The following is a 23,886-nucleotide window of genomic DNA, read 5'->3' on the forward strand; positions in this document are numbered from 1 at the left end:
AGGTCACATCCTTAATAACTCAACGGATTGTCAGCGATATTTTGAATGACTTGTTCAAACGCACTGCAAGCAGCTTTACATGCAGATTGACTACCTGTCAATAAGGCGCCGCCAAAGTTCGTTTCAGAAGGTGGGCCATAAAAGACACCCATTTGAACATCGGCAGCTTTCATTGCTGCATCTAAGCCAACCATTGCTTCTAGCGGTGGTGCAATCAGATAAGCAATCGCTTCACCTTCAGGAATATTCGCTTGTTCAGATAAAAAGCTACCCGTTCTTGATACTACATGTGCAAAATAAACAATGCTGTCATCTTCGTTAGCACTATAGAAGCTGGCTTCTTCTTCAATGACTTGCGTAATGACACTCAAGCCACTATTGACTTCGGCAGGACTCGGACCAGCAATAATGCCAATCACTTCACCGGCTAATTTGGTTGAAGCATTTGCTGCGCCAGCATACATACTTTTACCGTAAACTACAGTAACATCGGCGGCTTTGGTTGCTTCATCTAATGCAACATAAGTGACATCATCACAATCGGAAGTAACAATTCCTAATGAGCGATGTTCTGGTTTCAATGATAATTCTTTTGCTAATGCCGGATCGACATTGGGAATGACTTTCATACTTAGGACATTTGCGCCTAGACGATCATTTTTCATGAGAAATCCTCCTTTATTCAGCTTCTTTTAAATCAATACCAGATTTTTTCTTGTCTAACATTTTTTTGATAATTTCGGCAATGTAGGCCCCTGCTTCAACAGCCGGTGTCCCACCTTTGTGAATATTTGAAATAACTGTCCGCCGTGCTTCTGGCATACCGACAGTTGGTTTGTAGGCAATGTAGGCACTCATAGATTCAGCTGTTACTAAACCAGGACGTTCGCCAACTAGCAAGCAAACAACATCAGCGTCAGTGATTTCACCAATTTTATCCATTGCTGGCACGCGACAATATTTAACAAAAACAACATTGTCGAAATCTAAGTTGTACATGTTTAATCCTTGTTTAATTGCTGGTAGGACTTCTTTAATATTCGCTTCGATAGCAGCTGAACTAAGGCCATCCCCTACGACCATTTGGATTTTGGCTTTTGGTGTCGTATTTTTCCGAATGATTTCACTATTTTCTTCATCAAATTGACGACCATAATCTGGACGTGTTAAATATTCATCTTTACTGTTACAGATTGTTTTTGTAGAAATAAAATTCATTTCTTTTACCAAGTCTTCGCTTACGTCTGAAAAGACCGCATCTTGTGCTGCCGCATGGTCCGCTCGGAAACGTAATGTTGAACTAGTCATATAACGCGTCCCTGCACGACCAACGCCTAAACGAGCTGGCGAGAAAGCTTTCATTTTTAATAGTGCTTCAGGATCTACGGCATTTTTCAATAGTAATTGTTTACGTAAATCTACTTCAGTAATGTCAGGAATTAGGCCTTCTTCAATTTCTGTCGTTTCAGTGACGTGTGTTGTGACTGGTTTTTCTTCAGCAGTCACAGTGGCAGTCGAAACCGCTTGATTGTCAGCGACCATTTCTGTTAAAATTCCGGCAATCATTTCTTTTAATTCTTTTTCGTTCATTTGTATTCTCACCTCGTTTATTTAATAAATACAGATGCATCGCCAGCGCGACTTGTTAATTTTCCGTTTTCCATTAAGCCCATTTTTTCCATCCATTCTTCAAATTCTTTAATTGGACGTAAGCCTAATGTTTCACGAATCGTCGCAGTTTCATGGAACCCAGTTGTTTGATAATTTAACATGACATCATCGCCATGAGGAATCCCCATGATATACGTACAACCAGCTGTTGCTAATAACATTGCTAAGTTTTCCATATCATTTTGATCAGCTTTCATATGGTTGGTGTAGCAGACATCACAACCCATTGAAATTCCTGTTAATTTGCCCATGAAATGATCTTCTAAACCAGCGCGGATGACTTGTTTTGAATCGTAAAGATATTCTGGTCCAATAAAGCCGACAACGGTATTTACAATATACGGATCAAATTTTTTGGCTAAGCCATAACAACGCGCTTCCATTGTCACTTGGTCTGCGCCAAAGTTTGCTTCAGAAGAAAGTTCTGAGCCTTGACCTGTTTCAAAATACATCACATTAGGACCAGCTGCTTGACCACTGTGAAGCGCTAAATCTTGTGCTTCAGCTAAAATTTCTGCATTTAAACCAAATGCTGTGTTCCCTTTTTCTGAACCAGCGATGGATTGAAAGACTAAGCCAGTTGGCGCGCCTTGACGCATGGCTTCCATTTGTGTCGTTACGTGAGCAAGCACGCAAGTTTGTGTTGGAATTTCCCATTCGCTGCGGAACTCTTCAAATTTGTTTAAGATCCGTTTAACACTTTCTGTAGAATCATCAACAGGATTCAAACCAATTAACGCATCACCGGCGCCATAAGAAAGACCTTCCATAACTGATGCCATAATGCCATCGACATTATCGGTTGGATGGTTCGGCTGTAAACGATTTGAAAAAGTTCCGGGACGGCCAATTGTTGTGTTGGCGGTTTTTTCAATATTGATTTTTTTTGCGCCAACAATTAGATCCATGTTGGACATTAATTTACAGACAGCAGCAATCATTTCAGAAGTGAGTCCACGGGAAATTCGTTTGATATCAAAATCGGTTGTTTCCGAAGATAAGATAAATTCGCGTAATTCTGCAACTGTCCAATGTTTAATACTTTCAAAAATTCGCATATTGACTTGGTCAATAATAATGCGTGTCACTTCGTCTTCGTCATAATCAACAACGGGATTGTTAAACAAGTCATTTAAGGACAATTCCGATAAAACGACTTTCGCCGCCACGCGTTCTTCGGCTGAATTAGCAGCTACGCCAGCTAACTTGTCGCCAGATTTTTCTTCATTGGCTTTGGCTAAGACTTCTTTAACGGATGTAAATTGATAGACTTTGCCAAATAGTTTGGTTTTTAAAATCATCTTTGTGTCGCTCCTTTTTAATTAAATACTAAGGTCTTAACAATGACTGGAAGGACGGCTCCTTCTGCCACTGGTAAACCGATATCTACATAATCACCGTTTTCTACTTTGACCGAATCAAGACAGATAAACGGATAGTCTTTTGGCAGATGGGCACTTAAGGCATGCCCTAAAGCTTTCGCCATGTCTTCATCCACCATAACAATAATGGGAATTTGTTCAGCAACTAAACTAGCTAATCCTTCCACAATCCCTTGACCATAGCGTTGAATATCAGCAAATGTTGGATTACTCATGCCTCTAATTGCTAGGGCAATCTGGGGCGTTTCTTCAATACGATGCCAATTGAGTTTTTCTTGGATTCGCTGGCCTAATTCTGTCACAGTAAGGGTTTCATCCTCTTGCGCTAATTTTAGAATTGGGATATTTTTTACCGGCAAAATTTGCTCACGATAAGCGATCGTACTTCCGCTAATTTCAGCAGTATGTGAACCTGCTCCGACGACCGTCGCTCGGATTGTTTCTGCGCTTTCTAAGACTTCTTTTTCCGAAAAAATCAGTGACTTTCTCAGATATTTTCCTAAAAGTAAGCCGATGTCCCCATATTTAAAGAGATTCGTACTTGTCGTATTTAAGCAATCAGCCACACCACCAGAAAATGTTACAATTGGTAATTCCTCACCTTTTCGTAGTGGATGGTTGGTTACTAATAACTGGTAGAACGGACTTTGTGTCCCCAAGCCAATGCTATTTTCTAACACGTCAACTAATTCCGAAATAATTGGCAGTAAGTTTTGTTCGGTGGCTTGGTCACCAAGGTGCAAGGTTAGCCCTTTTTTATTTATAATTTCTTGAATCTTCGGAGCTATATAGGTGATTTTTTGTTGTTGATCTAATTTAATTAAGCGTCCGCCAATGTCAAAACAAGCCGTGTCAATCACTTCGCCATCTTTAAAGACAGCTAAATTTGTCGTTCCACCACCAATGTCTAAATTAACCACCGGTTTGCGTTTCGTTTCAGAATAAGTTTGAGCACCAGCGCCTTTCCCGGCAATGATACTTTCTAAATCAGGACCAGCCGTAGCAACGACAAAATCACCTGCATAGCCACTAAGTGCTCGTAGCACATTGTTAGCATTGCTTTTTCGAGCAGTTTCACCTGTGATAATTACCGCACCCATTTGAATATCTTGTTTATGAATACCTGCTTGGCGATATTGCTCCGCTACAAACGCTTTGATAGGTTCTGCATCAATTTCTGATTGGTTAAGTAAGGGTGTAAAGATAATGTCACTTCGGTAAATGACTTTTTTATCAGAAATGCTGATACGTGGTACTGTAAACGCAGAGGCAAAATTTTCAACAGTTAATTCTGACAAGACTAATTGGGTTGTAGACGTCCCTAAATCAATCCCTACGGTTAAAAGTGTTTCCTTCGACATCGCCTGACTCGCCTCCTTTTGCATACAAAAAGGCACTTAAAGAATCGTTAGAAAATTTCTTTCTACTTTTCTTTAAGCGCCTTTGCTTAATCAATGAACAACATCACTGGTGTTCTGTTCGAAATAGAAACAGGTTTTAGTTCCCTGTTTATTGGATTCAATTGTAATTTTTCCTTTTAATTTATCTTTTACGTAGCTTTTGACAATCATCAAACCTAAACTGGTCTCGTTACTTTGATGAACGTCATAGCCTTTACCATTATCTGTAACAGTAATGGTAATCATTTTATTATCTAATGTTCCACTAAGTTTAACAACGCCACTTGTTTGTGGCTCAAATGCATGATCAAAAATGTTTTGTAATAGTTCGTTGACAACAAGGGAAATGGTGACCATTTGTTCGCTAGAAACCATAATGGCTGGATCAACATCCATCATCATCTCAATGGGTTGTGCGCCTTGAAAAAGATGTCTAAAATTATACATCACTGCTTCCAATGTTTGCCGTAAAGCAACGTCATCTTTGACTTGTTTTGACAGCAATTCATGGGTGGCTGCAATCGCCATAATTCGATTGACACTTTCATGAAGGACTTTCTTTGCTTCGGGGCTTTGCGTTCGCCGTTCTTGAATACGCAATAAGGAAACCACCGATTGCAAGTTATTTTTAACACGATGATGAATTTCACGAATCGCAACAGATTTGGAAATAATTTCCGCTTCTTTTTCTTTAAATTCTGTATTGTCTTGAATAATCATAATCAGTTGTTCTTCTGATGCCAACCACACTTTCCGAACCTTAAAATAATAATTAAGGTAGGTCGTTTTGCTTTCAATTGGTTGATTACTCATTTTATATTTCATTTGATACAACACATATTCAAAAGTTGTATAATCGATGGACAAATTGTCATAACTCATTCCAATGATATTATCCCGATAACCAAGTTTGCGATAAAGCTCTTGTGCATTGTGATTGGTAATTAATAAGTGACCCGCCGCATCAAAAATCAAAACGGCTTCTGCCAATTGATCAATAAATAATGCGTCGACTTGACTAGTTGATTTCGCTACTTTTGCTAACTGGCAGTTATTTAGCTCCTCTTTTTGTAAGTCCGCTTGAATCTCTTCATCTGCCGCAATCTCGACAATAATGACACCAATCGTTCGATGTTCATTGCGAATGGGATAGATATTTTGCTTAATCAAACGATTTTCCTGAGTCACTGCTAACAAACCAATGCTATTTAAGCTAGTTTGCATGGTACGCAGAACACCAGGTTCATTTTTTAATAAAGCTTCCATCCCGACGACATCTCCACTATATAAAGAAGTTGTCTTCGCAGGCGGCTTATGATAAACGACTAGTGCTTGCTGTGACATTTCCTTATACACATCAATAAAAACATCTGCACTTTGATAGAGTGTCGTCGAAGAAAGATAACGTGCTGTACGTTGTAATTCTTTAATGTCTGATTCTGAAAGATTGGTATATTGGTGACATAATTGCTCTAATCGTTTCATTTATTCATCATCCATTACAATCAATTCTGCAATTTCACTCATACGTGCGCGTTTGTTCATACTTAACGTACGCAACATTTGGTAGGCTTCTTCTTCCGATATATGATTTTCTTTTACAAGAATACCTTTGGCTTTTTCGATAATTTTACGTTCTTCTAATTTTAAACTTAATTTATCGATTTGACTTAGTAACAGCTGCGTTTGTTTGCCTCGTTCAATGCTCATTTCAATTGTAGGTATTAATGATTTTTCGTCTAGAGGTTTAACTAAATAACCCAGTGCGCCTAATTTTTTAGCCTTGTCCGTATTTTGTACGTCACTGTATGCAGATAAAAAGACAATACTACTGGCTAGTTGGTCTTGAACAATTTTTTTACCTGCTTTTAGACCATCTAAAATTGGCATTTGAATGTCCATTAATACTAGGTCAGGTTGTGTTTTTTTACATACTTCAATTGCTTCAAAACCATCAGCTGCTTCACCGACTACTTCGTACCCTGCTTCTATCACAATATCACGAATATCGAGTCTCGTAATAGGTTCATCATCGACTATTACAATTCGTCCATCCATTTTCTTCACGCCCTTGTCCTTTCAACGCTATGTTCTGGTAATTTTACAAGTTACAGAAAAGTTTAAAATCTGTTGTAAACCTTCAATCACCGCTTGTAAGGCTGCTTCCACTGAGCTTACGTCACCAGAAATGACTACCGATCCAGAAAAACGATCAATAAAACCGATTTGGATATCTCCGCTTTTAGTCGCAATATCAACAGCGATAATTGCCGCTTCGCTCGGAGTGATTGTCAAAATACCTAGTGCATTGCTGGTGCCTTCTGGCAATCCTAATTTTGTATAAATTTCTTTATTAGGACTAGCAATGATGTGCGCTAACGTTACTTGTTTCCCAGGAACATATTCTTGAATCATTCGTTGTTTTTCTTCCAACCAGACTCGCTCCTTTAATTTAGCAAATAAAAAATCCTCAATAAAAAACGTAAAGGTTCCACTTTCGCTTTCTACTAAGGAGCTTCTTTGCTCTTAAATTTTGAAGCACGCCGTTGTGCTACCCACATTATATGTTATCGATTTCATCCTGTCAATCGCTTATAAGATAGAATTTAAAATTTTTGTCACTTCTGCTGCTGTTGGTTGGACAGGATTTGTTTTGGTGCAGCCATCCATCAATGCGCCTTCAGCTATTTTTGGGATTGCAGCCTGGACTTCTTCTTTTGGTAAACCATAGTCACTAAAAGTGGCAGGCATGTTTAATTTTTGACGGAGTTGCTTGATTTGTCGAATAAATTGTTGAACACCAATCCGTGCATTGGTTGTCTGTGTATCATTTAGACAATTTGCTAACTGCGCATAACGTTTAGCTGTTGGTTCGTTGGTGACTTTGCCATTCGCTAAGCCACTGTTATATGCAATGACTTCAGGTAAGAGCATTGCATTCATTCGTCCATGTGGCACATGTAAACGTGCACCGGCCGCATGAGCAATACCGTGATTCAAGCCTAACGAAGTAACATTAAACGCCATCCCTGCCATACATGAAGCTAAATGCATATTTTCACGGGCTTGTTGGTTGCTACCCTCATTAAAGGCTATTTCTAAATTGTCGAATACTAAGCGAACGACTTTTTCGCACAACGCATCTGAAATCGGATTTGCTTCTGTTGAAACATACGCTTCAATAACATGCGTTAAGACGTCCATTCCTGTATCCGCTGTGATTTTTGGTGGGACACTCATCACTAAATTTGTATCTAAAATCGCAATTTCTGGTTGAATTTCATCCGTTACAAGCGGGATTTTGGTGCCAGTTTCAGCAACCGTAATCACTGAAAAATTCGTAACTTCTGAACCAGTTCCACTAGTTGTAGGAACCGCAATAAACTCAGCAATCTGAGTTTGCAAAGTACGTTTGCCAAAAAATTTCATTGCTTTGGCCGCATCAATAGCGGATCCCCCACCTAAAGCTAATATCGTATCTCCTTGAAATGTCGCTAAATGCTTAATTCCCGCAGCAATCTTATCAATTGGTGGATCGGGGATGATATCACTAAAAATTTGCCATTCACTTTTTGTTAAATGCTTTGTCACTTCATTCACAAATCCAGAGTCAACCATGAATGGATCTGTGACAATGAAAACACGTCTATCATGAAGTGTTTCCAAATTGGCTAATGCGCCTTCTCCTACCCATAGTTCGGTAGGGAAATGAATTGTTTTCATCTCAATTCCTCCTTAATAAAATACAAAAAGACACTTCAAACAAACGAAAAATCATCTGTCTGAAGCGTCTTTGCTTCCTTATGTATACGCCATTGTACACGAAACCTTATCCATAGAGTACAACGCCTTTAATTAATTGTCAATAAAAAAAGGGAATATAGCAGTACGTCATTGTACCTGAAATCTCCTTCAACATTGAAAGACCAGCCCAAAATTCCCAAAAGCACTTCCTCGTGCCATTAATTGGATTAATACAAATATCTTGGGCTGGATTTTCAACACAAGCGTTGTTAAGAAACATCCTGTTTTGCCTCGAAACAGCATGCCCAATAATGAAAAAATGAAAAGACCTGACTTAAAAGCAACCTTGCTTCTTCACAGTGGCGGGACCGTGCCAGATTCTCACTGGCTTCCATTCATATTTTTCATAAAATATTCGTTTAATCTATCTGAAATTTACCATAAGTTTTTTAGAAAAGCAACTGTTTACAATCCATCTTCTTTAATTTTATGGAAAACCATTTCGCTTCGTTCATAAAAAACATCAGGTCGTTGTGCTTGAACATTTAAATAGCGAGCCAACGCATAAAAATAATCTGATAAACGATTGGTAAAAATTAATACCTCTTCGTTAATTTTGGCTGTCCAATTTAAACGAACAATGATGCGTTCTGCGCGCCGTGCAATCGTCCGAGCCACATGAACCATACTGGCTGCTGGGGTTCCGCCAGGTAAAATAAAACGATCAATATCTGGTGATTGTGCAGTGTAGAAATCAATCCGCTGTTCTAGCCAATGCACACTTGCCTTTTGTAATTTAAATGGTCGTTGTGCTTCAATCGGTGTTGACAAATCTGTTCCCGCATCAAAAAGTAAATGTTGTAAAGCTTCTAGTTCTTCTTTAATTTCTTGATTTTCTTGTGGAAGTTGGCTGATAATATAGCCCACCCAAGAATTCAATTCATCAATCGTTCCATAACTTTCAACTCGATCAGAATCCTTAGCGACGGTTGAGCTGCCGACTAATTTCGTCATTCCCTTATCGCCAGTTTTTGTATAAATTTTCATTCTGCTTCATCCTCCTCTAAATAATCTACTAATTCTTGCAAGCCAATTTTTTCAACAGAAGAAATTTCAAAAATTCTTGTTGCACCCGCACTTTTTAATTGTTGCCGAACAATCTCTAACTGCTGAGAATCTTGTGCTAAATCAATCTTGGTTAAAATACCAATGATTTCTTTCGGGAAAATACTACCAAATCCTGGTGAAAAAACTTGTTGTGTTTCTACAGCACTTTGAACCAAACCAATCACATCTGCTTCTGCCGCTGTGACGTTTAATGCATTATAATATTGTCGATGCAAAATAAACTCGCCTGGTGTATCAATCATTTCTGTATGAAATTCCACCGCCTGTGTTTTATCATAAATTAATTCTTTGCCTTGCAGAGCTTGACATAACGTGGTTTTGCCACAACCGATAGCTCCCATTAAAATGATTCGTTTCATCGTTACCTCCATAAAAAAGGAGCCCAAAGCAAGTACCATCACGTACTTAGTCTTGGGCTCCTTTGCCGATTTGTTAAAACACGCCATTGTGTTTCTGATTCTTTGCCTTTATCTTACCTGTTTCCAAAAAACTTGTCAAAATTATTGAATAGTTTCCCAAACTTTATGTTGTTTCTGAAAATAGGAGACAATATCTGTTTCAAAAATCGTTTGTAAAAATTCTTTGGAAGCCAACGTTTGAAAATCACCTTGCGCGGCCACTTTCCCTTGCTTCATAAACACAATTTTTTCACTTAGCGTTAACGCTAAACGGATATCATGAAACACCCCGATTAACGTTTTCCCTTCTTGCGCACTCCACTCATTTAACTGCTGAATCAATTCTTGTTGATACCGAATATCCAAATGATTATTGGGTTCATCCAATAAAATAATTTCTGGATCTTGTACAAATAATTTAGCCAAAAATACTCGTTGTTGTTGTCCTCCTGAAAGCTGATTGACAACTTTATCTTTTAAAGGCAATAAACCCGTGCGTTCTAAATAATAAAGGACTCGTTCTTTTTCTTGTTTAGAAACAATAGGTAAAAAACGTTGTGCTTGTTGTCGATACGCCCCCATCAAAACTGTTTCGTAAACCGTATAATCAAAAGCAACTGTCGTGAATTGACTCATCATCGCTACTTTCGTTGACAATTCCTTCCGCTTTTGTCCATGAACTTCTTGATCATCAATTAAAACAGAACCACTATAAGGGACAAGTCCGGCAATCGTTTTTAAAAGTGTCGTTTTACCGCAACCATTTGGACCTAAAATACAAGTTTTACTACCTGTCGGAAAAACGAGGAAAATATCTTTTAAAATGGGGGTTTGTTGGAGCGTTACAGCTGTTTTTTTTAATTCAATCATGCAGCAACGCCCCTTTTTTTAAAGTAAATATACAAGAAGAATGGCGCTCCAATCAAGGCTGTTACGGCCCCGATGGGAATTTCTCTTGGTGATAAAATCGTGCGGGCAATTGTGTCCCCTATTACCATGATGGTCCCACCTAAAATTGCTGAACCGGGAATCAGCCAGCGATGAGTCGCCCCTAAATAGCGACGGACAATATGTGGTGCTATTAAATCAACAAAACCAATCACACCGACAAATGAAACCGCACTTCCTGCCAATAAACTAGCCAAAAGAATAATGCGTAGTTTTGCTGTTTTGACTTCTACTCCCGCTAACATCGCATGTTCTTCTCCTAAACCGAGAACATCCAATGCGTTGGCATCAAACCAAAGAAACAGACTGCTGACAAGCAAGATTGGACAATAAATAGCAATTTTTTGCCAATTACTGCCAGAAAAACTACCCATTTGCCAAAAGACTAATTGTTTCAAATAATCTTGGAAAAGTGCTGTAATCAACGTCAAAATAGCACCGACAAACAAGGTCATAATCATCCCCACTAAAACAACTGTTTGATTAGACATTTGACTATCCATTGTTTGCGTAAATAACAAAACTAAAAAGACCGTTGCTAAGCCAAAGATAAAACCAGTTAAAGGCAATAAAAATGCCCCTAAAATCGAAGCAGTTACTCCAGTTACCATGATTAACGCAGCGCCTAAGGATGCTCCCGCTGATACGCCCAAAGTATATGAAGAAGCTAAAGGATTACCTAAGAGTGATTGCATCACCGTGCCACTTACTGCTAAGCCTGCGCCCACGAGATAGGCCATCACGACACGCGGTAACCGAACATTCCAGATGATTCCTTCTAAAATCCCATCTTCTGAAACCGTCTTTTTCACTAAAATTTGAAGCAAATCCGTTAACGAAATCTGAACACTTCCAATTTTAATACCCAAAAAGAGCATGCTCATACTGATCAAGAGCATCAGTATGAGACACGTTTTTTTACTCATCTTTTAAATCCTTGTATTCCTCTGGATAAACAGCTTTTGCCATTTGTTTTAATGCTTTGGTAATGTGGTTATTTGGTAAAGAGCTAGACATGTTATCAATTTCGAAAACTTCTTTGTTTTGAACTGCAGGAACGTTTTCCCAGTTTTTACGAGCTAAAATTTCTTTGGCGGGATCTTTCATATAGTTAACATTGGTTAAAATGACTTCTGGTTTTGCAGCAATGGCCGCTTCTTCTGTCACTGGTAACCAGCCTTTTTCATTTGCCAAAACATTTTTTGCCCCAATTGTTTCAATCATTTCATTTAAAAATGTCCCATTACCAAAACTATAAATGTCTGGTAAGGCAGCCACTTCAAACAAAACAGTTTTTGGTTTTTTAATGGTTTTACCAATTTTGGCTACTTCGTCGATTTCTTGATCCATTGTTTTGATTAACTTTTGTCCTTTTTCATGTTCAGATAAGCTATCCGCGATGAATTGGACGTCTTCTTTGATTGCTTTGATACTTGTACTAGTGGGGATATTAACGACTGTAATTCCAGCATCTTCCACTTGTTTCCAAACACTTTCTGAGCTAGCTAAATTGATGTCATTCACATAAACAATTTGTGGTTTCAAGGCAATCAATTTTTCGGCATCGACAGCCATCATATCCATTTGTGGTAATTTTTTTAAATCAGTCATCATTGTACTACTTTGAGTATCAACTGCGATTAATTGGTCGGTTTTACCTAAGTCTTCAATCACTTCTGTTGTTGATGGTACTAGGGAAATAATTTTGTTTGCTTCTTTGGGTAAAGTAATTTCTTTGCCGCTACGGTCTTTGGTTGGTAACGTTACTTCTGTTTTTTCAGAAGAGGTAGTTGCTTTCTTTTCCTGTTTACCACATCCTGCTAAGCCAAGTGTTGCTACTAAACCTAAAGTCATCATTGTTAAAGTAAATTTTTTCATTTTTTCATCCTCGCATTCGTCTATTTTATTTTGGGGAAAATTTTCTGAAATGAACCTCCTTTGTCTCAACGTCAAAACAATACAAAAAAACCACTTTTTTCTCCAATAGAAAAAAAGCAGTCACTTAACTATGCTAATGATATACTCAGCCAGTTATCTTCAAAGCCCCTTCTTTTTCCTACAAAAGAATGATTAGACTTATCAAGCCGGTATCCTGACTTAGCTTCTTCTTACTCCCAATCCTTCCAGAATAATCTGTGGTCTTATTGGTTTCATCCACCATACAGTAGGTAGGTCTGTAGAGGATTCGCACCTCTTTCCCTGACACTTCATAAGTACATATATATTGTATCTTCGTTGATAACTAATTTTCAAACCAGTGATTAGACGTCTTTGTCTAATGACACACATTTATTATAACGGTTATCAACCATTTGTCAACGCTTCCTCAAGTAAAAGAAAAACTTTTCTTGTTTTAGTTATTAGACGTTGTTCCGTTTTTCTATTCATGATAAAATAAATCCTAGTTTGAATAAGAAAGAGGTTAACTTGATGAAAATCGTCATTTTGTTACTTGTTGCCTATTTATTAGGTTCGATTCCCTCAGGTGTTTGGATTGGCAAACTTTTCTTTAAAAAAGATATACGCCAATTTGGGAGTGGGAATACAGGAACAACCAATACATTTCGTGTCTTAGGGAAACCTGCCGGAATTACGGTATTATTAATGGATATCTTGAAAGGAACGTTAGCCACTTCATTACCCTATTTGTTTGGTTTACAAGGCGTGAATCCGCTCTTCTTTGGGGTAGCAGCTGTTTTAGGGCATACCTTCCCTATTTTTGCCAATTTCAAAGGTGGTAAAGCCGTAGCCACTAGCGCTGGCATGTTATTAGCATACAGCCCCACATTTTTTATTTATTCTGCTCTTATTTTTGTGATTTGTCTGTATCTAACCAGTATGGTGAGTTTAACAAGTATGATTAGCGCTGTACTAATTACACTTTCTACTATTATTTTGCCTTTCACTGTCCCAGCTATTTTACCAACATTTAACTGGTTATTAACCGTGATTGCGATTGCTTTGACTACTTTTATCTTTGTCCGTCATCGTGAAAACATTCAGCGAATTAAAAATGGAACAGAAAGTCGCCTTTCTTTTGGCTTACGTGCAAAAAAATAAAGAAAAAGGCTGTGAACAAATAATGTTCACAGCCTTTTTCTTTATTTTACACTAATCTTATACTGTGTTTTAAATAGTTCGTTAGCTGGTAACTTATTGATGCCAAATTTTTCAGCGAGTTGGCCAGTTGCGTCGACAGCATCAGCAATCCCGCACCAAGGTTCGATACAGACAAAAGGCGCTTCTTTCGGTGTCGGTGACCAAATCCCCACAAAAGGCATTTCTGGATAACTCAAAGTGACTTGATGGTCACTTTCGTCTGTGGCAATCGTAATTGCTGTTTGACCTTTTGTTTCAAAAATCATTGCATCATTTTCAAATAATTGATGCGTTAAGTCAAAGCTGGTATTCGTTTGGGCTAGCGTTTTATTCGCTAAATCAATAAATGGGCCTGCTAAGGGAATTTGTGTCCGTGATTTTTTAGGTGAAAAACTTAGATAATAATCTTCAAACGTTAGTGAAGATTCTAAAGGTACATTAAAGGCTGGATGACCACCAATCCCAAAATACATCTCTTCTTTCCCTGTGTTTTCTACTTGGTAGTTTACAGTCAATTCTTGGTGTTCTAATGTATAAGTAATCACTAGTTCAAAATCAAAAGGATACTTCTTCTTGGTTTCTTTTGTTGATTTTAGTGAAAAAGAAACTTCTTCTCCACCTTTTTCAATCACATCAAATACTTGATCACGAGCAAAACCATGTTGAGTTAAATGATACGCTTGATTTTGGTACATATACGTATCTTCTTTTAGACGACCAACAATCGGAAAAAGTACGGGCGCATGGCGGGCCCAAAATTCAGGATTTCCTTGCCAAATATATTCAATGCCGGTTTCTTTTGATTGTAAACTTACTAATTCTGCTCCTTCTTCAGCAAATGTTGCGATTAGAAATTCATTTTCAATTTGTACAGTCATTGCGTTGTCCTCCTAGTTGATACGAGCAATTGCTTATTTTTCCAACTCTTTAATAAATTGTTGATTTAATACTTTTAAATAAGTCCCTTTCATACCAAGAGAACGTGATTCAATAATTCCAGCTGATTCTAATTTTCTTAAGGCATTCACAATTACGGAACGAGTAATGCCTATTTCATCTGCAATACTTGAAGCAGTTAAACGACCTTCTTCGCCATCTAAGGCTTCAAAAATGGCATGGACGGCTTTTAATTCACTATAGGAAAGAGTGTTGATGGCCATTTGCACGGCAGTCGCACTGCGAACTTCTGCTTCAATTGTTCTGGATTGATGATACAAAATTTGCATGCCGACAACGGTCGCACTATATTCAGCTAACACTAAATCATCCTCGTTAAAGGATTTTTCAACACGCGCTAAAATAATCGTACCCAAGCGTTTGCCAGCACCGTACAAAGGCACAATAGTGGTTAACCCAAACGGATACAGCTCTCGTGATTCAAAAGGAAATGCAGTTAAATCACTATCTATTGGAATATTGGCTTCGGTTACTTTGAGCATATCCACGGCCTCGGTGTATCCTTGAGGAAATTTTTTCTCTTTAAACATATTTTTGATACGGGCATTATTAACATCTAATTTTTCAGTATACCCCAACAAATCCCCTGAACTGCTAATAATATACGCATTACTTTCTAAAATATCCCCTAAAATCATTGCCATTTTGTTGTACGGAAGTTCTGCTTGTACGTCAAACAGATTGTTTTTTTGCAAAAGCTCGTTCACTTGACGTGTTTTTTCTAATAATGTAGCCATCTTTTCTCCTCCAGCCTTTTTTATAAGATGTAACGACTTAAATCTTCATTTTGAACAATGTCATTCAATTTTTCATTGACATATGCTTCGGTAATCGTAATTTCACCCATTTGCATATCTGGTGCTTCATATAATAAATCTTCTAATAAACGTTCTAAAATTGTGTGTAAACGACGCGCCCCAATATTATCTGTATCACGGTTTACATCATAAGCGATGTGTGCTAACCGTTCAATTGCTTCTTTTGTAAAGATGACTGAAACATTTTCTGTGCCAATTAATGCTACATATTGTTTAATTAAAGCATTGTTTGGCTCAGTTAAGATACTTACGAAGTCATCCGCCGTTAAATCATCTAATTCAACTCGAATTGGGAAGCGGCCTTGTAATTCTGGAATCAAGTCACTTGGTTTTGACAAGTGGAAAGCACCTGAAGCGATAAATAAAATGTGATCCGTTTGTAAAGGACCATACTTCGTGTTAACTTGAGAGCCTTCAACAATCGGCAAAATGTCTCTTTGTACTCCTTCACGAGAGACTTCGCCCGAATTTTGTTGACTTTTAGAGGTGATTTTATCAATCTCATCGATAAAAATAATTCCGCTTGATTCAGCTAAACGAATAGCTTCACTATGGATATCAGCGTCATTGACAATTTTTGCTGATTCTTCTTTCACTAATAATTCTTGTGCTTCTTTCACCGTTACAGTACGTTCGATTTTTTTCTTTGGTGACAGAGCGCCTAACGTTTCATTTAAGTCGATACCCATTTGTTCTAGGCCATTGTTCATAGCTGGCATCGTTTTCTTCGGTTCTTCAATTTCAATTGTTACTTCACGATTATCTAATAGACCTTTTTCCAGCTGTTCCAAAATTGTTCGGCGATTCGTTCGAATATCTTCCGTTACTTCTTCTTGTGCTTCTTGCTGTTGCTGAGCCATGTTAAACATGTTCATCATTTGTTCAAATTGATTACCGCCAGCCTGTTTTTGTTCTTTTTTAATTCCAGGCACTAATACTTTGACTAAACGTTGATTGGCCTTTTTTAACGCTTGCGCATACACGCGACTGTATTGTTGTTTTTCAACAATTTGGATCGCATTTTCTACTAAATCCCGAACCATTGATTCGACATCCCGACCGACATAGCCTACTTCTGTAAATTTGGTTGCTTCAACTTTTACAAAAGGCGCATTGACAATTTTTGCGAGACGACGAGCAATCTCAGTTTTACCAACACCTGTTGGTCCAATCATTAGTAAGTTTTTAGGCGTAATATCTTGTTGCATATTTTCTTCTAATTGCAAGCGACGATAGCGGTTACGTAAAGCTACCGCCACTGATTTTTTGGCAGCTTGCTGTCCAACAATATATTGATCTAGTTCTTTGACTATTTCTTTTGGTGTTTTGTTTAATTCATTCATGGATTTTCCCTCGCTTATAATTCTTCTACAATGATATTATGATTCGTAAATACACAGATATCTGCAGCAATATTTAAGGCATTTTTAGCAATCTCTTTCGCTGGCATTTCTTTATCGCCAAAGTTTTTCATGGCTCTTGCAGCGGACAAAGCAAAATTACCGCCTGAACCAATTGCTAAAATACCATCGTCTGGTGTGATGACTTCCCCAGTTCCTGAAACTAAGAGCATTTCTTCCTTATTCATCACAATCAGCATAGCTTCTAATTTTTGCATAGACTGTTGTGTACGCCACTCTTGGGCTAACTCAACCGCAGCTCTCGTTAAGTTTCCGTTGTATTCATTTAATTTTCCTTCAAACTTTTCTTCTAATGTAAAGGCATCTGCCACACTTCCTGCAAAACCGACAACGACTTCATCATTGTAAATACGGCGCACTTTTTTGGCCGTACCTTTCATAACGACAGATTCGCCCATTGTTACTTGGCCGTCACCAGCCATTGCAAATTTTCCATCTTTTTCGACTGCACAAATTGTTGTAGAGTGAAATTGTGATTCAACCATTATTGTTCCTCCTAGACGTTTACCTCCATTATGCACGAGGATGAAACGTTCGATAATTTTTTTGTAAACTTTCTTTTGTCACATGCGCATATATCTGAGTTGTGGATAAATTAGCATGTCCTAATAATTCTTGAACTGTCCGCATATCGGCGCCATTATTTAATAAGTGTGTCGCAAATGTATGGCGTAACATGTGGGGATGAATTTCCGCATTTAATGAACTTTTTTTAATTAGTTGGTTTAAGACATATTCAATCCCTGTTGGCGTGATTTGTTCACCATGATGATTAACAAAGACATACGGATGTTTTTTTTGATATTTTGTCATTAATAGCGCGCGGCCATTCTCTAAGTAATCCTTTAAGGCGTCTTGTGCAAATGAACCAAAAGGCACATAGCGATCTTTATTTCCTTTTCCATGAACCAATAAAACAGAAGCTTGAAAGTCAACTGCGTCCACCGTTAAGTTCGCACATTCACTGACCCGAATACCAGTGCCATACAGAACTTCTAGCAACGCTTGATTTCTCAAATCAAGCGGTTGCTCCCCTTGTGCGCTCTCAAATAATGCATCCATTTCTTTTTCATAAAAAAAACGGGGTAACCGTAACTGTTTCTTTTTCATATGAACATAGGAAAAAGGATTTTCTTGGATTGCTTCATTTTTTAATAAGAATTGATAAAAAGAACGCAAACTGGCAATTTTTCGACTAATCGAATTACGGCTATATTCCTGATCGTACAATTCGCTCAAATAAGCCCGAACATCCAAATGTTCCACAGTCAAATAATTGTCATTACCTGAAGTCTTTAAAAACGAAAAAAAATGTTGTATATCTTCTTGATATGCTTTTTTTGTTTTTTCTGAATAGCCTCTTTCGACAATAAGATAACGAGCAAATAACTCAGGCCAATTCTTTTCTTCCATGTGATAGCCCTCCTCATTCGATTACAAAGTAACTTTAGCATAACCTTTTTCAAAAGACAATTAAGTTGTCAGAATTTAATCAATATTTCTAAATATGTTCACAATTTTAACTATTCTTTAGCTTTTGTTATTTTTTTCTAAAAATTAAAAGACTGAGTATCATCGCATTTCTTAGCAATGATGCTCGGTCTTTTCTCATATTTTTTCTAATTTAGTCTAAAGATTGGATAACTTGAGCTTGGACATCTAAGGCCCGATTAGCAATTGCTTCATAGCGTTCTTTTTTGTCACGAATTCGTTCAGGTAACTCTGGGAAAAGCCCAAAGTTTGCATTCATTGGTTGGAAATGTTTGCCTTCTGCATGTGTAATATAATAAGCCATACTTCCTAAAGTCGTTTCGCGAGGGAATTCAATCGGCTCTTCCCCTTTGGCAAGACGAGCTGCGTTAATACCTGCGAGTAAACCACTTGCCGCGCTTTCAACATATCCTTCAACACCAGTCATTTGTCCAGCAAAAAACAGATCGTCACGTTTTTTTGATTGGTAGGTTGGTTTTAGCAACTCTGGAGAATTCATAAAACTATTACGGTGCATGACGCCATAGCGAACAAATTCAGCATTTTCTAATCCCGGAATCATACGGAATACTCGTTTTTGTTCACCCCATTTTAAATGCGTTTGGAAACCAACAATATTGTATAAAGAAGCTGCAGCATTGTCTTGACGTAATTGAATTACAGCATAAGGGCGTTTACCTGTTTTAGGGTCTTCTAGTCCGACAGGTTTCATTGGGCCAAACAACATGGTTTTAATGCCACGTTGCGCCATTACTTCGATGGGCATACAGCCTTCGAAAAACTTCTCTTTTTCAAACGTCCGTAAAGGAACCACTTCTGCATTGACTAGTGCTTCATGAAAAGCATTGAACTCTTCTTCAGTCATCGGACAGTTTAAGTAAGCCGCTTCTCCCTTGTTATAACGAGATTTTAAATAAACTTTATCCATGTCAATTGTTGATTTATCAATAATTGGTGCTGCTGCATCGTAAAAATAAAAGCCTTCAGAACCATTAAATTCTTGAATTTTTTGAGATAAGCTTTCAGAGGTTAAGGGCCCCGTTGCAATAATTACAATCCCTTCCGGAATATCGGTGATCTCTTCATTTTTGATTGTAATTAATGGATGACTTTTAATTTTTTCAGTGATTGTTTCAGAAAAAGAATCACGGTCAACTGCTAAGGCGCCACCAGCTGGTACAGCGGTTTGATCTGCACTACCAATAATGATTGAATTTAAACGGCGCATTTCTTCTTTCAAAACACCTACCGCATTGGTTAAACTATTTCCACGTAATGAATTAGAACAAACTAACTCTGCAAAATTTTCTGTTTGATGCGCTGGTGTCTTTTTGACAGGGCGCATTTCATATAAATCAACTGGTACCCCAGCATTGGCCACTTGCCATGCCGCTTCACTTCCGGCTAAACCGGCACCAATAATTGTGACTTTTTTTGTCATGTATAAAATTTCCTTTCTATGTCAAGAAGTTAAGAGCTGTCTCTTACAAACTCAATTCATTTTACTAAAAGAGAAGACCGAAGTAAATTCTTCGGTCTCAATTTTTCTTATTTTTGGACGTTTTCTTCATAATCGCCATTGATACAAACGACTTGTTTGCCGCCTTTAACTTTTTTCTCTACTAAATATTGCCCACATTTTGGACATGGTCGGCCTACTGGTTTGTCCCAAGAAGTGAAGTCACACTCTGGGTACCGACTACAGCCATAGAAAATCCGATTTTTCTTTGATTTGCGTTCGATAACTTGTCCTTCGTGACACACAGGACACGTCACGCCAATTTCTTTAACGATCGCTTTTGTATTCCGACAATCTGGGAAATTACTACATGCATAAAATTTTCCGTAGCGACCCAGTTTAATCACCATTGGATGTCCACATAGTTCGCAGTCAAAGCCTGCTGGTTCATCTTTAATTTGGATTTTTTCAATCTTTTCTTCGGCATTTGTTAATTCTTTTTCGAAGGGCTTGTAGAAGCGATCGACAACTTCAACCCATTTTTCTTGGCCTTCACCGACTTTATCTAGGTCCGTTTCCATTGTCGCTGTAAAATGTGTATCGACAATTTGTGGGAAAAACTCTGAAACTAGAGAATTCACAATTTCACCTAATTCCGTTGGTTCAAACCGTTTATTGGTTAGCTTCACGTAATAACGCCGTTGAATGGTTTCTAATGTTGGCGCATACGTTGATGGTCGGCCCACACCATTTTCTTCTAAAGTCCGGATTAACGTGGCTTCACTAAAACGAGCCGGTGGTTGAGTAAAGTGTTGTTTCGGTTCGATATCGACCGATTTAACAACGTCACCTTCCACTAATTCAGGTAAAATATTTTCCTTGTCTTCTTTACCATCATCGCGTCCTTCAACATATACTTGCATAAACCCTTTAAATTTCACTTTGGAGCCATTGGCAATAAACGTTACGCCGTTTTGTTGAAGCGTGACCTTCATGGTATCTAAAATCGCTGGTGTCATTTGACTAGCTACAAAGCGCGACCAAATAAGAGTATATAATTTTAATTGATCTTTATCTAAATACTTCTTCATTTCATCGGGTGTTCTTAAAACGCTTGACGGACGAACCGCTTCATGGGCATCTTGTGCACCTTGCGTATTTTTTGCTTTGCGGCCGCCATGTGCTGAGAACTCATCTCCGTAGGTCTTTTCAATGAATTCAGCAGCTTCTGCTTTGGCGGAATCAGCAATTCTGGTTGAGTCTGTACGCATGTAGGTAATCAGCCCCACAGTGCCTTGTTTCCCTAAAGCAATTCCCTCATACAATTGTTGCGCAACCATCATGGTTTTACGGGTACGGAAATTTAATTTACGTGCCGCTTCTTGTTGTAAACTACTGGTTGTAAAAGGTAATGCAGGATTACGTTTCCGTTCTTTTTTCTCAACTTTTGTAACATCGTAATCTTTACCGTCAATCCGAGAAGTGATTTCTTTCACCGCTTCTGCATTTGGTAATTTTTTCTTTTTACCATCTACGCCCCAGAAATTTGCTTTGAATTTCTTGCGACCTTTTTGGAAATTCCCATCAATGCTCCAATATTCTTCAGGTTTAAATTCTCGAATTTCATTTTCTCGATCAATAATCATTTTTAAAGCAACAGATTGCACACGACCAGCACTCAAACCTTTTTTGACTTTACGCCATAAAATAGGACTAATCGAATATCCAACTAAACGGTCTAAAATGCGCCGTGCTTGTTGTGCATCAACTAAATCAACGTTGATGGTTCTAGGTTCTTTAAATGCCGCTTTTACCGCTTCTTTAGTGATCTCATTGAATACCACACGGTTTTTATCTTTTAAATCAAGGCCAAGAAGATAAGCTAAATGCCAAGCAATTGCTTCACCTTCTCGGTCCGGATCGGCTGCGAGATAGACTTTTTCAGCTTTTTTTGCAGCCGCTTTTAAACTTTTGATGACATCGCCTTTTCCGCGAATCGAAATATAATGAGGTTCATAATTATTTTCAATATCAATCCCCATTTTACTTTTTGGTAAATCGCGAATGTGACCAACACTGGCAACCACCTTGTAGTTTCTTCCTAGATATTTTTCAATTGTTTTGGCTTTGGCAGGTGATTCTACAATCACGAGATACTTATAGGCCATTCAATTAGCTCCTTTCGCGTTCGCTTTCCTACTATATAATATATGTAAAAAACGCACAAATCGTAATACATCATATGCTATATAGAATAGGTTTGTCAAGACTAGGCTTTCTAACATTTCTGTCATTTCTGTTTGACTGTCCGAATTTATAAATAAAAAATGCCTATGATTTATAGATTTTATCCTAAAGCATTAAAATACCTATAACATTCCAAACAAAATGAGTCAAGACAGCAGCTTCAAAGCGACCCGTGCGTAGATAGACCCAACTTAAAGCTAAACCCATGCCCCAATAAATAACAAAACTACCTATATCTGTCGGCGTGTGCACAAGTGCAAATAAAATAGAAGAAACGAGTATGCCTATTTTTGAAGCTGGCTTGAAAAACGCTTGAATCCCGACACGAAAAATTCCCTCTTCGAAAATTGGCCCAATCATACCTGCAAAAATAAGTATAAGCCCTTTAGGAATGGCTTGAACAATTTCTTCAACACTTTGTTGGTTAGAGGTCGTCTCTAATCCTTCCAGACGTAATAAGAAATCACCAAATATTCCCACACAAAAGATTATCACCAAACCTAACAAGACCACTGGCAAGGTTTCTTTGATTCCTAAAAAAGTCCAAGTTATGAGCTTTTTCTTTTTCAAAAAAGCAACAAATAGATAGACGAAATAGGCACCAAGTCCAACAGCCACTAATCCACTAACAAAGCGAAACCAAAAATTTTCTGTAGAAAATTGAACAACTGAGACCATCATCAAAGGAATTTGATCCAAAATCAAAAAGCCCAGTAGCTGCATACCAAACAACCATCTTTTTCTAACAACCGTTTCCATTTAGACACTCCTAACTACCAACCAAAAGATTAAAATCTGATTAAATAGTACCGAAGTGAACGTAGGTTGTCAATTCACAATTAGTAAAAGTCACAATTCTTCACAAATATCATCAATTGTCTGAACACATTTAGCGCCGTCCTGAATTAATTCATGGCAGCCTGTTGAAAAAGACTGGAAAATACTTCCCGGTACGGCAAATACCTCGCGCCCGTAATCCATCGCCGCTTGTGCAGTAATTAAAGATCCACTATTCTTACGAGCTTCCATCACGCAGACCCCTAAAGATAATCCAGCAATAATGCGATTACGTGCAGGAAAATGATATTTTTTCGGCCCACTCCCATTCACATATTCTGTTAAAACAAGCTGATTCTGCTTCATAGTTTGCTGTAATTCTTTCTTTTCATACGGATAATATACATCTAATCCAGTGCCTAAAATTCCAATTGTCTGACCCCCGTTCTGGATGGCCATCTCATGGCTACGACTATCAATGCCTTTGGCAAGACCACTGACGATTGTGAATCCTTCTTTGACTATTTTAGGAACCAGAGCTTCAGTCACTCTTAACCCATACGAAGTGGCATAGCGAGCGCCGACGATGCCAATTTTCCTTCTACTTAACAATTGTAAATTTCCTCTATAAAAAAGAATTGCTGGTGGATTATAAATTTCTCGTAATAATTTAGGATAGACGGCATCTAAAATTGTCATAAATTGGTGTTGGCATTGTCGTATATATAACGCTTCACTATGAATCGTATGGTGTAACCAAGATTGTTCAAATAATTCACGATATTTCTTGATTTCAGCAATTCTAATAATTTCTGTACTGGAAAAATCAACACGCTTTTGTGCGATAGCTTCTTGTAACACTTTTAAGATACCTAAATTGCCAATTCCTTGGCATACCGCTAATTTAAATAATAATTGTCGTTGTAAAATTTCCAACAAAAAACAC

Annotated in this window: 23 protein-coding genes and 2 riboswitches; of the genes, 1 reads left to right on the forward strand and 22 read right to left on the reverse strand. The window is 38.0% G+C overall.

What is annotated here, in order from left to right:
- Positions 1 to 11 precede the first annotated feature (11 nt).
- From eutL to IGK54_RS06975, 13 genes are all read right to left on the reverse strand, one after another.
- The gene (eutL, locus tag IGK54_RS06915) at positions 12 to 665 is read right to left on the reverse strand and encodes an ethanolamine utilization microcompartment protein EutL (protein ID WP_002357509.1); all 654 of its coding nucleotides are present in this window, start codon (positions 663 to 665) and stop codon (positions 12 to 14) included.
- Between the two features lie 13 nt (positions 666 to 678).
- Positions 679 to 1,590 carry an ethanolamine ammonia-lyase subunit EutC gene (gene eutC, locus IGK54_RS06920; protein ID WP_002363986.1) on the reverse strand — a complete coding sequence of 304 codons (912 nt, stop codon included), beginning with the start codon at positions 1,588 to 1,590 and terminating at the stop codon, positions 679 to 681.
- A 17-nt stretch (positions 1,591 to 1,607) separates the two neighbouring features.
- A complete protein-coding gene (locus tag IGK54_RS06925) occupies positions 1,608 to 2,972 on the reverse strand; it encodes an ethanolamine ammonia-lyase subunit EutB (protein ID WP_002357506.1) in 1,365 nt (454 codons plus the stop codon).
- A gap of 17 nt (positions 2,973 to 2,989) precedes the next feature.
- Positions 2,990 to 4,438, reverse strand: coding sequence for an ethanolamine ammonia-lyase reactivating factor EutA (gene eutA / locus IGK54_RS06930; protein WP_002415553.1), 1,449 nt, complete (start codon positions 4,436 to 4,438; stop codon positions 2,990 to 2,992).
- Between the two features lie 66 nt (positions 4,439 to 4,504).
- Positions 4,505 to 5,938: a sensor histidine kinase gene (locus IGK54_RS06935; RefSeq protein WP_002357504.1), complete on the reverse strand. Its 1,434-nt coding sequence runs from the start codon at positions 5,936 to 5,938 to the stop codon at positions 4,505 to 4,507.
- Positions 5,939 to 6,511: an ANTAR domain-containing response regulator gene (locus IGK54_RS06940; RefSeq protein WP_002384488.1), complete on the reverse strand. Its 573-nt coding sequence runs from the start codon at positions 6,509 to 6,511 to the stop codon at positions 5,939 to 5,941.
- A 27-nt stretch (positions 6,512 to 6,538) separates the two neighbouring features.
- A complete protein-coding gene (eutS, locus tag IGK54_RS06945; RefSeq protein WP_002345864.1) occupies positions 6,539 to 6,886 on the reverse strand; it encodes an ethanolamine utilization microcompartment protein EutS in 348 nt (115 codons plus the stop codon).
- A 159-nt stretch (positions 6,887 to 7,045) separates the two neighbouring features.
- Positions 7,046 to 8,176 carry a 1-propanol dehydrogenase PduQ gene (locus IGK54_RS06950; protein WP_002382342.1) on the reverse strand — a complete coding sequence of 377 codons (1,131 nt, stop codon included), beginning with the start codon at positions 8,174 to 8,176 and terminating at the stop codon, positions 7,046 to 7,048.
- A gap of 292 nt (positions 8,177 to 8,468) precedes the next feature.
- Positions 8,469 to 8,618: riboswitch (adenosylcobalamin (AdoCbl) riboswitch) on the reverse strand.
- A gap of 44 nt (positions 8,619 to 8,662) precedes the next feature.
- Positions 8,663 to 9,244: a cob(I)yrinic acid a,c-diamide adenosyltransferase gene (locus IGK54_RS06955; RefSeq protein ID WP_002385894.1), complete on the reverse strand. Its 582-nt coding sequence runs from the start codon at positions 9,242 to 9,244 to the stop codon at positions 8,663 to 8,665.
- Positions 9,241 to 9,684 (reverse strand): EutP/PduV family microcompartment system protein, encoded by a 444-nt coding sequence (locus IGK54_RS06960; RefSeq protein ID WP_002363995.1) that lies wholly within the window; start codon positions 9,682 to 9,684, stop codon positions 9,241 to 9,243. The genes IGK54_RS06955 and IGK54_RS06960 overlap by 4 nt, the downstream gene beginning before the upstream one ends.
- A gap of 141 nt (positions 9,685 to 9,825) precedes the next feature.
- On the reverse strand, positions 9,826 to 10,593 hold the full coding sequence (locus tag IGK54_RS06965; protein ID WP_033626889.1) for an ABC transporter ATP-binding protein: 768 nt from the start codon (positions 10,591 to 10,593) through the stop codon (positions 9,826 to 9,828).
- The gene (locus IGK54_RS06970) at positions 10,590 to 11,597 is read right to left on the reverse strand and encodes a FecCD family ABC transporter permease (RefSeq protein WP_002361862.1); all 1,008 of its coding nucleotides are present in this window, start codon (positions 11,595 to 11,597) and stop codon (positions 10,590 to 10,592) included. Before IGK54_RS06970 ends, IGK54_RS06965 begins: the two co-directional genes overlap by 4 nt.
- The gene (locus IGK54_RS06975) at positions 11,590 to 12,618 is read right to left on the reverse strand and encodes an ABC transporter substrate-binding protein (protein WP_002415551.1); all 1,029 of its coding nucleotides are present in this window, start codon (positions 12,616 to 12,618) and stop codon (positions 11,590 to 11,592) included. The genes IGK54_RS06970 and IGK54_RS06975 overlap by 8 nt, the downstream gene beginning before the upstream one ends.
- Before the next feature lie 118 nt (positions 12,619 to 12,736).
- A riboswitch (cobalamin riboswitch) is annotated at positions 12,737 to 12,896 on the reverse strand.
- Positions 12,897 to 13,101: 205 nt separating this feature from the next.
- Between IGK54_RS06975 and plsY the strand changes: the two genes are divergently transcribed.
- Positions 13,102 to 13,731 carry a glycerol-3-phosphate 1-O-acyltransferase PlsY gene (gene plsY, locus IGK54_RS06980; RefSeq protein ID WP_002360243.1) on the forward strand — a complete coding sequence of 210 codons (630 nt, stop codon included), beginning with the start codon at positions 13,102 to 13,104 and terminating at the stop codon, positions 13,729 to 13,731.
- A 41-nt stretch (positions 13,732 to 13,772) separates the two neighbouring features.
- Here the strand turns inward: plsY and IGK54_RS06985 are convergent, their stop codons facing one another.
- From IGK54_RS06985 to dprA, 9 genes are all read right to left on the reverse strand, one after another.
- Complete coding sequence (locus IGK54_RS06985; protein ID WP_033626888.1) at positions 13,773 to 14,648, reverse strand: aldose 1-epimerase family protein; 876 nt, start codon at positions 14,646 to 14,648, stop codon at positions 13,773 to 13,775.
- Positions 14,649 to 14,681: 33 nt separating this feature from the next.
- Positions 14,682 to 15,464 carry a GTP-sensing pleiotropic transcriptional regulator CodY gene (gene codY, locus IGK54_RS06990; protein WP_002357492.1) on the reverse strand — a complete coding sequence of 261 codons (783 nt, stop codon included), beginning with the start codon at positions 15,462 to 15,464 and terminating at the stop codon, positions 14,682 to 14,684.
- A 20-nt stretch (positions 15,465 to 15,484) separates the two neighbouring features.
- Positions 15,485 to 16,888 carry an ATP-dependent protease ATPase subunit HslU gene (gene hslU, locus IGK54_RS06995; protein WP_002360239.1) on the reverse strand — a complete coding sequence of 468 codons (1,404 nt, stop codon included), beginning with the start codon at positions 16,886 to 16,888 and terminating at the stop codon, positions 15,485 to 15,487.
- A gap of 14 nt (positions 16,889 to 16,902) precedes the next feature.
- A complete protein-coding gene (hslV, locus tag IGK54_RS07000; protein WP_002357489.1) occupies positions 16,903 to 17,451 on the reverse strand; it encodes an HslVU peptidase proteolytic subunit in 549 nt (182 codons plus the stop codon).
- Positions 17,452 to 17,479: 28 nt separating this feature from the next.
- Positions 17,480 to 18,379, reverse strand: coding sequence for a tyrosine recombinase XerC (xerC, locus tag IGK54_RS07005; protein ID WP_002357488.1), 900 nt, complete (start codon positions 18,377 to 18,379; stop codon positions 17,480 to 17,482).
- 211 nt (positions 18,380 to 18,590) lie between these two features.
- Entirely contained in the window at positions 18,591 to 19,898 is a 1,308-nt protein-coding gene (trmFO, locus tag IGK54_RS07010; protein ID WP_002357486.1) for an FADH(2)-oxidizing methylenetetrahydrofolate--tRNA-(uracil(54)-C(5))-methyltransferase TrmFO, read from the reverse strand.
- Positions 19,899 to 20,005: 107 nt separating this feature from the next.
- The gene (topA, locus tag IGK54_RS07015; protein WP_002357484.1) at positions 20,006 to 22,084 is read right to left on the reverse strand and encodes a type I DNA topoisomerase; all 2,079 of its coding nucleotides are present in this window, start codon (positions 22,082 to 22,084) and stop codon (positions 20,006 to 20,008) included.
- Positions 22,085 to 22,268: 184 nt separating this feature from the next.
- A complete protein-coding gene (locus tag IGK54_RS07020; protein WP_002361865.1) occupies positions 22,269 to 22,922 on the reverse strand; it encodes a CPBP family intramembrane glutamic endopeptidase in 654 nt (217 codons plus the stop codon).
- A gap of 90 nt (positions 22,923 to 23,012) precedes the next feature.
- On the reverse strand, positions 23,013 to 23,876 hold the full coding sequence (dprA, locus tag IGK54_RS07025) for a DNA-processing protein DprA (protein WP_002382350.1): 864 nt from the start codon (positions 23,874 to 23,876) through the stop codon (positions 23,013 to 23,015).
- Between the last annotated feature and the right edge of the window lie 10 nt (positions 23,877 to 23,886).

The organism is Enterococcus sp. DIV2384 (assembly GCF_050534975.1).
Lineage (GTDB): Bacteria > Bacillota > Bacilli > Lactobacillales > Enterococcaceae > Enterococcus > Enterococcus faecalis.

Bases quoted from the DNA above. Each gene is read 5' to 3' on its own strand.
- trmFO (WP_002357486.1), bottom strand. From the start codon at position 19,898: ATGACAAAAAAAGTCACAATTATTGGTGCCGGTTTAGCCGGAAGTGAA.
- topA (WP_002357484.1), bottom strand. From the start codon at position 22,084: ATGGCCTATAAGTATCTCGTGATTGTAGAATCACCTGCCAAAGCCAAA.
- IGK54_RS06960 (WP_002363995.1), bottom strand. From the start codon at position 9,684: ATGAAACGAATCATTTTAATGGGAGCTATCGGTTGTGGCAAAACCACG.
- eutA (WP_002415553.1), bottom strand. From the start codon at position 4,438: ATGCAAAAGGAGGCGAGTCAGGCGATGTCGAAGGAAACACTTTTAACC.
- xerC (WP_002357488.1), bottom strand. From the start codon at position 18,379: ATGGAAGAAAAGAATTGGCCTGAGTTATTTGCTCGTTATCTTATTGTC.
- hslV (WP_002357489.1), bottom strand. From the start codon at position 17,451: ATGGTTGAATCACAATTTCACTCTACAACAATTTGTGCAGTCGAAAAA.
- codY (WP_002357492.1), bottom strand. From the start codon at position 15,464: ATGGCTACATTATTAGAAAAAACACGTCAAGTGAACGAGCTTTTGCAA.
- IGK54_RS06985 (WP_033626888.1), bottom strand. From the start codon at position 14,648: ATGACTGTACAAATTGAAAATGAATTTCTAATCGCAACATTTGCTGAA.
- hslU (WP_002360239.1), bottom strand. From the start codon at position 16,888: ATGAATGAATTAAACAAAACACCAAAAGAAATAGTCAAAGAACTAGAT.
- IGK54_RS06940 (WP_002384488.1), bottom strand. From the start codon at position 6,511: ATGGATGGACGAATTGTAATAGTCGATGATGAACCTATTACGAGACTC.
- IGK54_RS06935 (WP_002357504.1), bottom strand. From the start codon at position 5,938: ATGAAACGATTAGAGCAATTATGTCACCAATATACCAATCTTTCAGAA.
- eutC (WP_002363986.1), bottom strand. From the start codon at position 1,590: ATGAACGAAAAAGAATTAAAAGAAATGATTGCCGGAATTTTAACAGAA.
- IGK54_RS06965 (WP_033626889.1), bottom strand. From the start codon at position 10,593: ATGATTGAATTAAAAAAAACAGCTGTAACGCTCCAACAAACCCCCATT.
- plsY (WP_002360243.1), top strand. From the start codon at position 13,102: ATGAAAATCGTCATTTTGTTACTTGTTGCCTATTTATTAGGTTCGATT.
- IGK54_RS06950 (WP_002382342.1), bottom strand. From the start codon at position 8,176: ATGAAAACAATTCATTTCCCTACCGAACTATGGGTAGGAGAAGGCGCA.
- IGK54_RS07020 (WP_002361865.1), bottom strand. From the start codon at position 22,922: ATGGAAACGGTTGTTAGAAAAAGATGGTTGTTTGGTATGCAGCTACTG.
- IGK54_RS06955 (WP_002385894.1), bottom strand. From the start codon at position 9,244: ATGAAAATTTATACAAAAACTGGCGATAAGGGAATGACGAAATTAGTC.
- IGK54_RS06925 (WP_002357506.1), bottom strand. From the start codon at position 2,972: ATGATTTTAAAAACCAAACTATTTGGCAAAGTCTATCAATTTACATCC.
- IGK54_RS06970 (WP_002361862.1), bottom strand. From the start codon at position 11,597: ATGAGTAAAAAAACGTGTCTCATACTGATGCTCTTGATCAGTATGAGC.
- eutL (WP_002357509.1), bottom strand. From the start codon at position 665: ATGAAAAATGATCGTCTAGGCGCAAATGTCCTAAGTATGAAAGTCATT.